The sequence below is a fragment of the Kitasatospora cathayae genome, from assembly GCF_027627435.1.
Taxonomy (GTDB): Bacteria; Actinomycetota; Actinomycetes; order Streptomycetales; family Streptomycetaceae; genus Kitasatospora; species Kitasatospora cathayae.
In genome coordinates this window covers 826,338-838,156 of the sequence record NZ_CP115450.1, presented here as the reverse complement: position 1 = coordinate 838,156, position 11,819 = coordinate 826,338, and the positions used below count along the sequence as shown (strand labels likewise).

14 protein-coding genes and 1 pseudogene are annotated in these 11,819 nt (G+C 71.7%); 8 read left to right on the top strand and 7 right to left on the bottom strand.

Annotated elements, in window-relative coordinates:
• Window positions 1-151 precede the first annotated feature (151 nt).
• Window positions 152-433 carry a metal-sensitive transcriptional regulator gene (locus O1G21_RS03875; protein ID WP_405000587.1) on the bottom strand — a complete coding sequence of 94 codons (282 nt, stop codon included), beginning with the start codon at window positions 431-433 and terminating at the stop codon, window positions 152-154.
• Window positions 434-749: 316 nt separating this feature from the next.
• Here O1G21_RS03875 and O1G21_RS03870 point away from each other — a divergent pair, with 316 nt between their 5' ends.
• Together O1G21_RS03870 and O1G21_RS03865 are read left to right on the top strand one after the other, a co-directional pair.
• Entirely contained in the window at window positions 750-902 is a 153-nt protein-coding gene (locus O1G21_RS03870; RefSeq protein ID WP_270140756.1) for a hypothetical protein, read from the top strand.
• Between the two features lie 84 nt (window positions 903-986).
• Window positions 987-1,262: a hypothetical protein gene (locus O1G21_RS03865; RefSeq protein WP_270140739.1), complete on the top strand. Its 276-nt coding sequence runs from the start codon at window positions 987-989 to the stop codon at window positions 1,260-1,262.
• A gap of 86 nt (window positions 1,263-1,348) precedes the next feature.
• Here the strand turns inward: O1G21_RS03865 and O1G21_RS03860 are convergent, their stop codons facing one another.
• Window positions 1,349-1,975, bottom strand: coding sequence for a TetR/AcrR family transcriptional regulator (locus tag O1G21_RS03860; protein ID WP_270140738.1), 627 nt, complete (start codon window positions 1,973-1,975; stop codon window positions 1,349-1,351).
• A gap of 33 nt (window positions 1,976-2,008) precedes the next feature.
• Window positions 2,009-3,427: an MFS transporter gene (locus O1G21_RS03855; RefSeq protein ID WP_270140736.1), complete on the bottom strand. Its 1,419-nt coding sequence runs from the start codon at window positions 3,425-3,427 to the stop codon at window positions 2,009-2,011.
• A gap of 150 nt (window positions 3,428-3,577) precedes the next feature.
• On the opposite strand from O1G21_RS03855, the gene O1G21_RS03850 reads away from it, so the two are divergent.
• Complete coding sequence (locus O1G21_RS03850) at window positions 3,578-3,931, top strand: hypothetical protein (protein ID WP_270140734.1); 354 nt, start codon at window positions 3,578-3,580, stop codon at window positions 3,929-3,931.
• 268 nt (window positions 3,932-4,199) lie between these two features.
• Here the strand turns inward: O1G21_RS03850 and O1G21_RS41965 are convergent.
• Window positions 4,200-4,342, bottom strand: a pseudogene (locus tag O1G21_RS41965) (DUF5655 domain-containing protein); the annotation flags it as partial.
• A gap of 466 nt (window positions 4,343-4,808) precedes the next feature.
• Complete coding sequence (locus O1G21_RS03845; protein ID WP_270140732.1) at window positions 4,809-5,768, bottom strand: pirin family protein; 960 nt, start codon at window positions 5,766-5,768, stop codon at window positions 4,809-4,811.
• Window positions 5,769-5,888: 120 nt separating this feature from the next.
• Here O1G21_RS03845 and O1G21_RS03840 point away from each other — a divergent pair, with 120 nt between their 5' ends.
• The 3 genes from O1G21_RS03840 (at window position 5,889) to thrS (ending at window position 8,768) form a co-directional block, all read left to right on the top strand.
• Complete coding sequence (locus O1G21_RS03840; RefSeq protein WP_270140731.1) at window positions 5,889-6,377, top strand: carboxymuconolactone decarboxylase family protein; 489 nt, start codon at window positions 5,889-5,891, stop codon at window positions 6,375-6,377.
• Between the two features lie 166 nt (window positions 6,378-6,543).
• Entirely contained in the window at window positions 6,544-7,278 is a 735-nt protein-coding gene (locus O1G21_RS03835) for a leucine-rich repeat domain-containing protein (protein ID WP_270150763.1), read from the top strand.
• 230 nt (window positions 7,279-7,508) lie between these two features.
• A complete protein-coding gene (gene thrS, locus O1G21_RS03830; protein WP_270150762.1) occupies window positions 7,509-8,768 on the top strand; it encodes a threonine--tRNA ligase in 1,260 nt (419 codons plus the stop codon).
• Window positions 8,769-9,075: 307 nt separating this feature from the next.
• On the opposite strand, the gene O1G21_RS03825 is transcribed toward thrS, so the two are convergent.
• Window positions 9,076-9,486, bottom strand: a complete 411-nt coding sequence (locus O1G21_RS03825; RefSeq protein ID WP_270140729.1) for a VOC family protein — start codon at window positions 9,484-9,486, stop codon at window positions 9,076-9,078.
• 67 nt (window positions 9,487-9,553) lie between these two features.
• Here O1G21_RS03825 and O1G21_RS03820 point away from each other — a divergent pair, with 67 nt between their 5' ends.
• Window positions 9,554-10,030, top strand: coding sequence for a MarR family winged helix-turn-helix transcriptional regulator (locus O1G21_RS03820; protein ID WP_270140728.1), 477 nt, complete (start codon window positions 9,554-9,556; stop codon window positions 10,028-10,030).
• 2 nt (window positions 10,031-10,032) lie between these two features.
• On the opposite strand, the gene O1G21_RS03815 is transcribed toward O1G21_RS03820, so the two are convergent.
• Window positions 10,033-10,647 (bottom strand): C40 family peptidase, encoded by a 615-nt coding sequence (locus tag O1G21_RS03815; RefSeq protein ID WP_270140726.1) that lies wholly within the window; start codon window positions 10,645-10,647, stop codon window positions 10,033-10,035.
• A gap of 270 nt (window positions 10,648-10,917) precedes the next feature.
• Here O1G21_RS03815 and O1G21_RS03810 point away from each other — a divergent pair, with 270 nt between their 5' ends.
• Window positions 10,918-11,322, top strand: coding sequence for a RidA family protein (locus O1G21_RS03810; RefSeq protein ID WP_270140724.1), 405 nt, complete (start codon window positions 10,918-10,920; stop codon window positions 11,320-11,322).
• Window positions 11,323-11,819: the final 497 nt, after the last annotated feature.

Below are 11,819 nucleotides of genomic sequence, written 5' to 3'. Positions count from 1 at the left end.
GCCGGTGGCCTGGGCCGATCCCCGACGGGTGTCCCGGCACTGCTGACCGGGCTCGGGTGTGCGAACGGCCCTGCCGTCCCGGTGGACGGCAGGGCCGTGGAAGTCGCGGTACCGCCTCCTATGGCGCCTGTGGAAACGCCGCGAGGTTTGGTCAAGAGCGGACGAGCCGGGCGATGGCCGCAGACGCCTCCCGAACCCTGGCCTGCGCCTCGTCCCCGCCCGTCGCGATCGCGTCTGTGACGCAGTGCCCGAGATGCCGGTCGAGCAGGCTGAGGGCGAACGCCTGCAGGGCGCGGGTGGTCGCGGAGACTTGGGTGAGGACGTTCGGGCAGTAGGTGTCCTCCTCCACCAGGCGCTGGAGGCCTCGCACTTGGCCCTCGATCCGGCGGAGCCGGTTAAGGGCCAAGTGCTTGTCGGAGCTGGATCCGTTCATCGAGTGCCTCCTGGGCGGGGATGCCGAGTCGGGCGTGCCGGATCCGGCATGTGCCGTTCTTCCCGCACGGTACCCTGTGGGGGTATATTCTCCTACTCTCATATATACCCCCTGGGGGTACAGGCCTACAAGGCTGGGCGCGGGTCCTCAGCGCTGCGGGGCAGCTCATCCGGAACCGGGGTACGGGGCGAGAGGGCCGAGCCGGGTGACCCGGCGATCCCGGTCATCGTCGCGTCCAGGCCGCGGCCGAAGCGGCCTTCCCGCCTCGGCCGCCGACGGCTGTCACGCCCCGATGGCCGCCGCGCAGATGCCGGCCGTGGCTGACGGCAACGCCCCCGCCGCGACCGAGCACATGGCCTCGGCCAACGCCGACGTGGTCCTCGGCAGCGCTGAGCTGCACCACGGCAGCCAGGCCAAGCCTGCCGGTTCGTCGTGCGTGTCCATCTCCGTCCGCCACCGTCCCGGGTAGCGCCACCACCCCGCTGCTGGCGGCCTCGACCACGGCCACGGTCGACGGCTACACCGTCACGGTCCAGGGGGAGCCGATGGCCGCATGGCCCACCCGCTCACAGTGACCTTCGCGAAGGACCGGCAGCCCGTCACCGACCTCCAGCCCTACCTCGACACCTACGCGCACATCAGCGCCTTCCACGAGGGTGACCAGGCGTTCGCCCACCTCCACCCCGAGACCCCCGTCAGCGGGGACCACGGTGGCCCGAACCTGAGCTTCCACGCCCAGCTCGCCAAGCCCGGCAACTGGCGGGTCTTCCTGCAGTTCCAGACCGCGGGCCGGCTCCACACCGCCGAGCTGACGCTGCACGTCAGCTGACCTGGCAGGAGGTCCCGCACGCGCGGCCCGGCTGAGGTGCCGGGACCTCCAAGGCACAGGGGCGGCCGGCTGCGGCGGGCCGCCCCTCAGGTGTTCGGGCTCCGGAGGGCGGAGGCGACGGTGGCGTCGAGGGCTTCGAGGGCCTGCTCGGAGGTGAACTGGCCGGCTTCGACCTGGTCGCCGGCGGCCTGTACCAGTGCGTAGACGGTGCCGACCAGCCAGTGGGAGGGGAGGTCGTCCCGGAATGCTCCTTCCTGTTGCCCTCGGGTGATGAGCCGTTGCATCGCCGACAGGATGTCGATGTGATGGTCGTGGACCGCTTCCGCCGGCAGGGCTCGGCGGGCGGCGTACAGCATGCGCAGGTTGCGGTCGAGGAGTTGCCAGGAGGAGCGGATGAAGCTCCGCAGGGCCTCGTCGGCGGGGCCGTGGTCGAGGTCGGTGACATCGAGAGCGGTGGCGACTTCGGCCAGGGCGCGCTCCATCAGTTCGCTGAGCAGTGCCTCCCGGGAGGAGAAGTGGCCGTACAGGGTGACCCTGCCGACCCCTGCTGCCGCGGCGATCTCGGTCATGCTCGCATTTGGGTTCTTCGCGAAGCAGGTGGTTGCGGCGGCGAGGATCGCGGCGATGTTGCGTTCGGCGTCGGCCCGACGGGACGGGGTGGCGGAACCGCCCCGCCGGGCCTTCGCTGCGCCGCTGTGGTGTCCGGATTCCATGGGACGGAGTCTAAAGACCGTGCGCGGTTCCTCTCAGTGGACGTGGACGCCCTCGGGGAGCTCGGCCTTGCCGCGGGGGATCAGGGCAAGGGCGATGACCGCCGCGACCACGGCCACGACGGCCAGGGTGGTGTAGGCGGCGGGGAATCCGGCTGCCGAGTGCTGGGCGATACCGGCGGCGGCGACGGTCGAGACGACCGCGGCGCCGACGGCCCCGCCGACCTCGTGGAAGGTGTTCACCACACCCGAGGCGATGCCGGCCTCCTGGTGTGAGATGAAGCCGAGCGCGGTGGTGGTGGCGGAGACGAAGACCGGGACGATGCCGACGGCTCCGATGGCCAGGCCGAGCACCGTACCCCAGGTGCTGTCGGATTGGGCGAGCACCAGGCTGCCACTGCCCGAGACGAGCAGGCCGCCTGCGGCGACCAGGCGCGTGCCCGCGTGGGCGATCAGGTGTGCGGCGAGGTGGGCGCCGATCGCGGTGGCGACGGCCACGGGCAGCAGGAGCGCCCCGGTGGACAGGGCGGAGAGCTGGCGGACCTCCTGGAGGTAGAGCGAGCCGAGGAAGACGTATCCGAGCAGCAGGCCGGTGGCGATCAGCATGAGGAACGAGCCGGCGGTGACCGGGCGCTTGGCGAGGATGCGCAGGTCCATCAGCGGGGCGGCGGTCTTGCGTTCGACGAGGGTGAAGCCGGTGTAGAGGACGACGGAGCCGGCCAGCGGCACCAGCGTGGCGGTCGAAGTCCAGCTCGCGTCACCGGCCTTGATGAGGCCGTAGATGAGTGCTCCGGTCGCGGCGGTGACCAGGACGGCGCCCGGCAGGTCGATCTTGCGGCCACCTTGGGGAGCCGGGGCGGGCAGCAGTCTGGGGAGGGTGAGCAGGATGCCCAGGCCGACCGGGACGTTGATGAAGAAGACCCAGCTCCAACCGGGACCCGCGGTGAGGACGCCGCCGAGCATCGCGCCGAGCGCGAATCCGATGCCGCCGAGCATGGCCCAGATGCCCAACGCCTTGTTCCGCTCGGGGCCGTGGAAGGTGCGGGTGATGGTGGCGAGCGCGGCCGGCGACAGGAGGGCCGCGCCCACACCCTGGGCGAGCCGACCGCCGATGAGGACCTCCGCGTTGCCCGCCAGGCCGGTGGCGAGTGAGGCGGTCGTGAACAGGACCAGCCCGGTGACCAGGAGCCGCCGTGCGCCGAAGGCGTCGGCCAGCCGCCCACCGAGCAGCATCAGCCCGCCGAAGCAGAGGGTGTAGGCGGTGACCGCCCAGGTGAGCGTCTCGCGGCTGAGCCGGAGGTCGTCGCCGATGCTGGGCAGCGCGACGTTGATCACCGTGACGTCCACGATCAGCATGAACTGTGCGAGGCACAGCAGGGTGAGCAGCAGCCAGCGCCGGGGATACGCGGCCCGTTCGGGATGCGCCCCGGTGGCGATGTGTGTGGCGTGAGCCATGAGAGGAACTCCTACCTCGTACAGAGTGTATGAGATAGAGATAGCGCACAATCGCTAAGTTGAACAGTGCTGTTTGAGTTATGCCCTCCGTGGAGAGTTCACTCCCGGGGGTTGCCTGGGCGGCCCGGATTGCCTCCGGCCCGACTGGCCATGGCCAGAAGAGAACTGATCCTCGCTCAGCCCCGGTTCATCGCGGCACTGGTGGCGTCTTACGGCGCGGGTGTGCAGCAGTTCCTCGCTGACGGCGGTTGCCAGGACCCGTCGTCGGTGATGGCGCGGACGCGGAGCTCGAGCTCAATGGCGATGAGCTTCGGCTCCTCGTCGTCGAGGGCGAACCGGCAGGGCTGGCCCCCAGCGGGATCGGCCGGACGATGCTGTACCGCCATCGGCCCTCCGCCGCCGCGCTCATTTCGCAACGCGATCAGCGAGAAGATCGCGCTCGCTCACACCGAGCCGACCGTGAGCCTGTGGGACGATCTCCTCGCCGAGTCGGATGCCACCTGACGCATCTCCACGACTCCGCCACGGAGCGAGCCATGTGCATGGTGATCGAACGTGCCGCAGTCGCCCCCGCGCTCTCGGACCTGGCCGACGTGCTACGAGGAGGGCTCGCGGACCTGCGCCACGATCGTGCGTAAGGCGAAGGTGCGCGGCGGGCTCGCCGGACCAGCGGCGGGACCATGAGAACCACCACCGGCCGAGGCGGACCGGCCGCAGACGCGAAAGGGGGGGCTGGAGGACCACGATGCTCCAGCCGCCCTGGCCTCGTTCGTCAGGACTCCTCGACCACCCGGCGAATCAGCGGCACCGCCTTCTCCACGTAGCCGACGAGGTGATCCGCACCTCCAGCTCACCCGTCCCCAGGTGCCCGATGCCGCGAACATCCCGCGTGAAGCCCTCCACCAGCTCCACCGTTCCGCCCAACGTGACGTCTTGTCGGCCCGCATGACCGCGGGCATCGCACCCGATGGCTTTCGTGAGTCGAGCGGTTGGACGGGCTTGAACGGCGTTGGTCTCCTTCATCGACGAGGTGCGCCAATTCACCGCCCACCGGACGGGCCCCCGCTGGCTGTCCAGATCGGCTTCGATGGCCATCACCGGAAGCCGCACGTCGGCTGCCGACAGGTGTCCGCAAGTGCGCCAGCGCCGGGCACCATCCTGGCCGGTGCTTCGAGGAGGAGAACGACTGACTGACTGTCAGCAAAGTCAGCATTGAGTCAGCATTGGTCCGGCCAGACATGGTCACAGGAGGTTAGAGCCGGTGAGATGCCAGCCTGCTCGGGATGAGGCCCGCGCAGGCTGGATCGAGGTCGGGAGGTCGCCGTGAGGGTGGGGATCGCGGCTCGTGGCGCGGCTGTTCCACGCCGGATAAACGAGCAGGTCAGCGCACTCGACCGCGCGGCTTCAGCGGGGTGGCGGGGAGTTCGGGGGCGGGCAGGCGGTCACCGTGGTAGCCGTGCACCTCGCCGAATCGGTCGCCGGTCATCCAATCCGAACGGGCTCGGGTAATGTCGTCCATCGACCGGCCGATGAAGTTCCACCACATGACGATCTGCTCCTCGAAGGGCGTGCCGCCGAGGAGGATGAGGCGGGCGGGGGCGTCGGTGGTGTTGGTGACGGCCAGGGTGCTGGGACCGGGGGAGAGGTAGCCGAGGTCGCCGTGGTGGAGGACGGTGGCGGTGTCGGCGAGGCGTACCTCGCCGCGGTCGACCAGGACGCCGTGTTCGAAGGCGGGGTCGACGGTGAGGATGACGGTGGCGTGCGGGTGGAGGGTGAGTTCGGCGCCGAGGAGTGGGGTGAAGGTCGGCACGGGGGAGGTGCGGCCGGCCAGGGTGCCGAGGAAGACCCGGGCCTCGCCGCCGTCCAGGGCGACCGGCTCGGGGGCGTGGTGGTGGAAGTCCCGTGCGGTGTCGCGGTGTTCGTCGGGCAGGGCGACCCAGAGCTGGACGCCGTGCAGCACCGTGGTCGCGGGGGTGGAGACCTCCGAGTGGCAGATGCCGTGGCCGGAGGTCATCAGGTTGAGCTCGCCGGGGCGGACGAAGGCGTGGACGCCGAGGCTGTCCCGGTGCTCGATCTCGCCGGTGAAGAGCCAGCTGACGGTCTGCAGGCCGGTGTGGGGGTGCGGGGCGACGTCCATGCCGCCGGTCCGGGCGACGTCGTCGGGGCCGTAGTGGTCGACGAAGCACCAGGCGCCGATCAGCCGGCGGGAGCGGTGCGGGAGGGTGCGGCGTACGGTCATCGCACGCGGTCCGCCGAGCGGGACGTCCCGGGCGGACAGCACCTCGACGTACGGGTCCTGCGGCTGGGCGGTGAGGTGCGGCTCGGTCTCGGCGGTGCTCATGGCTGTGGGCCCTCCCATGGCGGATGTCGCTTCCATGTAGTTCTAGATTCAACTATTATGGCACGGCAGCGCGCCGACCGGCAGCGCGCCGATGGTGTCCGTGGGAGTCGAGGAGTTCAGGTGAGTGACGTGACGGTGGTCCCGGCGGAGCGGCGGGTGTTCATCGACAAGCAGAGCCCCAAGGCCTACAAGGCGCTGCTCGCGGCCGCCGAGGTGGCGCGGGCGGGCGCGGCGGAGGCCGGGCTGGACCGGCGGCTGGTGGAGCTGGTCAATCTGCGGGTCTCGCAGATCAACGGCTGCGCCTACTGCCTGAACGTGCACACCCGGGCCGCGCTGCGCGAGGGCGAGACCACCCAGCGGCTGGGCGTGCTCCCGGCCTGGCGGGACACCGAGCTGTTCACCGCGCGGGAGCGGGCCGCGCTGGCGTTGGCGGAGGCGACCACGAACCCGTCGGACGCCGCCGCGCAGCACGCCGCCTACGCGCTCGCGCGCGAGGCGCTGACCGAGGAGGAGATCTCGGCGGCGATCTGGGTGGCGATCACCATCAACTCCTTCAACCGGGTGTCGATCATGAGCAAGCACCCGGTCCGCCCGACTCCGGGGGTGTAGGGCGGACAGGGCGGGCGTTGGCCGGTGGGTCCCTCCCGGTGGATCTCGGATCGCGGGCCGGTCGGCTCCCCCGTTCGGCGTAGTGCCTACGGTGGTGGGAGCGCACGCCGGGGGCGCGCGTGGGTCCACGGGGTGGCGGTGACGGAGAATGGCGGGCGTGACAGACATGACGCTCAACCTGTGGCGGCAGCCGCTCGGTCCGGCGGCCGGCGAGGTGCTCACCACGGTGTGGGATCGCGACGACCTGACCGTGCTCATCCTCGCCGAGGGCGCGCTCTCCGAACTCCCGCCCGGCATCAGCCGGTTGCTCAGGCTCCGCACCCTCGACCTGGGCCACAACCTGTTCGCCGAGGTGCCCGCCGAACTGACCGCGCTCACCTGGCTCCGGGACTTCCTCTACCTGCACGACAACCAGCTGACCGCCCTGCCGGACTCGATCGGGCGGCTCACCCGGCTGCGCTACCTCAACGTCGGCGAGAACCGGATCTCCGAACTCCCGTCCAGCATCGGGAAGATGGCCGAGCTGGTCGAACTGCGCGCCCAGCACAACCGGCTCACCGCGCTGCCGGAGTCGATCGGCGCCCTCGGCGAGCTGCGCGAACTCTGGCTGCGCGGCAACCGGTTGACCGCCCTGCCGGCCTCCTTCGGGCTGCTGTCCGAACTGCGCGAGCTGGAACTGCGGGAGAACGCCCTCGCCGAGTTCCCCGCCGTCCTCGCCCGGCTCCCGCGGCTGCGCCGCATCGACCTGCGCGGCAACGACATCTCCGGACTGCCGGACTGGCTGGCCGACCCGGCCGTGCTGCCCGCGCTGGAGAAGCTCGACCTGCGGTGGAACGACGTCCAGGTGCCGGACCGGGTGCGGGACGCGCTCGCCGAGCGCGGCTGCGTCGTTCTGCTGTGACCTTGCCCATGAAGATCAACACGGGCGGCGAGGACCTGCTACCGTGGAACGCATGAAGCGCGCTGCACTCGTCACGACGACGCCGGAGAGAGTCCCGGCGCGCTGACTGCTGACCAAGTCCGAAGCCCCGGGGCGAGTGCCCCGGGGCTTCGTCGTTCCCGGCTCCACTCGCCCGCGGATCCCGAGTGGAGACCACCCTCATGAACGACCAGTCCATGCACGAGCAGTCCATGAACGACCAGCCCGTGAACGATCGGCCCGCGCACGATCACCGCAAGCTCGGCCGCGAACTCGACCTGTTCGACACCGACCCGCTGATGGGCTCCGGCCTGCCCTACTGGCTGCCCGACGGCGCCGCGATCCGGCACACCCTGGAGGAGTTCATCCGCGGCCGCGAGCGTCGGGCCGGCTACCGCCACGTCTACTCGCCGGTGCTCGGCAAGCGCGAGCTGTACGAGATCTCCGGCCACTGGGACCACTACCGCGACGACATGTTCCCACCCATGGAGCTGGGCTCGGAGGAGATGGTGCTGCGCCCGAGCCTGTGTCCGCACCACGCGGTGATCTTCCGCTCCCGCCCCCACAGCTACCGGGAACTGCCCTTGCGGATGGCCGAGTTGGGCGGAATGTACCGTTCCGAGCTATCCGGCGTGCTGGGCGGGCTGACCAGGGTCCGGGCGATCCAGCTGAACGACGCCCACGTCTTCTGCACCCCCGAGCAGGCCGCCGACGAGGCCGTCGCCGCACTGGAGTTGATCCGCGAGGCGCACCGCGCGCTCGGCGTCGTGCCGGTCCGCTACCGGCTCTCGCTGCCCGGCGAGGGCGGCAAGTACGTGGCCGATCCCGGGCTCTGGCGGCGCGCCACCGCGCTGCTGACCGACGTGCTGGAGCGCTCCGGAGTGCCCTTCGAGGCGGCCGAGGGCGAGGCCGCGTTCTACGGTCCCAAGATCGACGTGCAGATCGCCGACGGTGCCGGGCGCGAGTTCACCCTCTCCACCGTGCAGATCGACTTCCACCAGCCCGAGCGCTTCAACCTGCACTACATCGGCCCGGACGGCGCCAAGCACCGCCCGGTGATGGTGCACCGCAGCGTGATCGGCAGCGTCGAGCGGGTGGTCGCCTACCTGATCGAGTTGTACGGTGGGGCGTTCCCGGCCTGGCTCGCACCCGTCCAGGTGGTGCTGCTGCCGATCTCCGACGCCGAGCTGCCGCAGGCCGAGCGGCTGCGGCAGCGCTGCCTGGACCTCGGGCTGCGGGCCGAGGTCGCCGGGCCCGAGCACGGCAGCCTCGGCGCCCGGATCCGGGAGGCCCGGCTGGTGCCCTACCAGGCGGTGATCGGCGCCAAGGAGGCCGTGGACGACCGGGTCGCGCTGCGGGTGCGGGACGGCCGCCGGCTGGAGCCGATGCCGGCCGAGGAGGCGTGGTCGCGGATCGGCGCGCTGGTCGCGGGCTGCAGCGCCGAGCTGTGGCGGGACGCGCCCGGCCGGTGAACCGGGGGCATGCGTACGACTGGTGCGGTGCACGGCGTGTCGGCGGTGCCGGGGGCCGCGGCCGCCCGTCGGGAGCGCGGCGGCCGAGTCCACGGCCGCTGCTGTTCCCATGGTTCCGGAGGTACCCATGCGTAGGCCGCGCAGGTTCGTCGCTCCCGTCCTCGCCGCCCTGCCTCGCCCTCGCCGGGCCGGTGGCCGCCGCCCCGGCGGGCTCGGCCGGGCTCCGCCCACTGCCCGTACCCCGGGCGTCGTCGGCCGGCGGGGAGTGCGCCTGCGGCGGCCGCGCCTGCGCACGGAGCTTCCGGGGTCAGTACGACTGCAGCTCGATCAAGTGCCCCTCGGGGTCGCGCAGATGGGCGCTGCGCAGGGTGGGGCCCCACTCCGGGCGGTCGGTGGCCGGGGCGGCGAGGACGCCGCCGTGTTCGAGGCAGAGGGCGAGCGCCTTGTCCACGTCGTCGACCCGGAAGACCAGCATCGCGGCGTCCTGGACGGGGGCGGTGGGCCGGGCGGGCAGTCCGGTGGTGCCCAGGGCGGTGGCCATCGCGGTGCGGTCGTAGAGCACCAGGACGGCCTGCTCGTCGACGTCCCAGTTGGCGTAGGGGCCCTCGGGCGCGCCTTTGACCAGGGTGGCGCCGGTGAGCGCGGGGAGGACCGCGCGGTAGAAGCCGAAGCACTCGGCGAAGCGGGTGACGAGCAGGCGCGGGTAGAGGGCGTCCACGGTCGAACTCCTGGGTCGAAAACAGTGGGTCAGCACCCACTATAGGGATGGACCCTAGAATGGCGCCATGGCCTCCGAGACCCCCGACCCGTCCGGCGGACTGCCGCCGACCCTGCTGGACCTCAGCACCTTCCTGCTCGCCCGGATCGGCCGCACCGCGCGCGCCCGGCTCGCCGACCAGCTGGCCGAACGCGGCCTGCGGCTCTGGGACATGGCGGTGCTCGCGGCGCTGGCCGACTTCGGGCCGCAGGCGCAGCGGGACCTGGTGCAGCGGCTGGGCATCGACCCGAGCGACCTCGCGAAGGTCGCCGACCAGCTGGGCGCGGCCGGGTACGTCGAGCGCGGCCGGGACGCGACGGACCGGCGACGGGTCTCGGTCTCCGTCACCGCCGCCGGGCGGGCGCTGCTGGCCGAACTGGAGGCGCGGGCCCGGGCGGTGCAGGACGAGGTGCTGGCGCCGCTGGACCAGGGGGAGCGGCGGGTGCTGCAGGAGCTGCTGCGGCGGGTGAACGAGGGGATGGCGGTGCGGCGGGGCGCCGTCTGAGCTCAGGCGGTCGGCGGCCCGGGGCGGCGGCCGCCCGCGAACTCGCCTGCCCAGCGCGGGACATCGAGCACCTTCTCGACCCGCGCGACCAGCGTGCCGGTCCGTTCGGCGTGGATCATCGCGCCGTCGCCCGCGTAGATGCCGACGTGGTGCAGCGGGGCGTCGGGGCGGGAGAAGAACAGCAGGTCGCCGGGGGCGAGGGCGTCGCGTTCGACCGGCGCGCTGCGGTTGAACTGGGCGACGGTGTAGTGCCCGAGCTCGACGGTGCCGTGGCTGGCGCGGTACCAGCAGTAGAGGGACAGGCCGCTGCAGTCGAAGCCGACCGTGCTCTCGCCCAGGCAGACGCCGTTGAGGTAGCCGTTGTCCGCGTCGCAGAAGCCGAGGCCCGGGCCGAGCCGGTCGCCGCCGCCCCAGGCGTACGGGACGCCGATCTGCGCGGCGGCGACGGCGGCGACCCGGTGTCCCAGGGCCGCGGCGGGTTCGGACGGCCGTGCGGCGTGGGCGGGTTGGGCCGCGGGAGCCAGGGCCGGGACGAGGCCTGCGCCGAGGGCGAGGCCGAGCACGCGGCGGCGTCCGACTCCGGAGGCCTGGTCGCGGTCGGGCGGGTGGGGCTCCATCGGTCGACTCCCGGGGGCTGGTGGCGGCGTTGGTGGCGGTGGCGGTGGCGGTGGCGGTGGCGGTGGCGGTCGCGTCGTCGGTCGCGCCCTTGGCGTGGGCGGGCACCAGGATTGCGGTCCGGAGGCTCCGTCCGCCATCACCCGCAACGGTGAATCGTGGGCACACGGGCCTTGGCGGGGCCGGGAGTTCGCCGGAAAACGGTTTGACGGCCGTTCGTGAGGGGCCAACGATGAGCGCGAACGTTCGGTTGCACCCCCCCGGAGGTCCTCATGAGCAGCGCCGTCAAGCTGGTCCGCAGTACGCGACTGACCCAGGCCGTCGACTACGCCTACGCGGCGGTCGTCGACGCGCCGGCCCGCTCGCTCTGGCTCGCCGGGGCCTGCCCGCTGGACGAGGACGGGCGCACGGTCGCCGTCGGTGACTACGAGGCGCAGGCGCACCAGGTGATGCGCAATCTGATGACCGTGCTGGAGGATGCCGGCGCGGGGCTCACGGACATCGCCCGGACCACCGTGTACGTGGCCTCCAGCGATCAGGCGGACCTGGTGAAGGTGTGGAACGTGTACCGGGAGTACCTGGGGGAGCACGACGCCCCCAGCACACTGCTCGGCGTCACGGTCCTCGGCTACTCGGACCAGTTGGTGGAGGTGGAGGCGGTGGCCGTGCTGCCATGACGGCCGGGCGGGGAGCCGATCCGTGGGGCGGACGCGGGGCGGGGCGGCCCCGCGAGTCCGTGCGCCGGAGGACGGCTCGGTCCACGCGGTGTACGGCGTCGTGGGCTAGAACGCGAACTGGGCCTGCACCAGTGGCTGAATCCGCACATCTGACGGTTTCCGGCACCAGGGACTTCGGGGGGCTCGGGGGCGGCTCGGGAATCGAAGTGTTCCGGCGTTCAGGAGGAGGCCGCGGCGAGCAGGGCAACGCTACTCCCCTCCTCGCGTCCTCGACCGTTTGGTTGTGGAGTCGCCCGAGGGGTGGTTTCGAGGTCGATGTGATCAGTAAATAAGAAACCGATCGTTCGGTTTCTGGTTGAGGATGGCGGAACGGCGGTGGTGTTCGTCGGCGGGCTGCCCGGGAGGTCCGGCTGCCCACCGCCTAGTCGAGAGATGACTGTTCGTCAGAATGAGAAAGAGGGGGTGGGGGAGCAGGTTCAGCTTGAGCTGACGCCCCG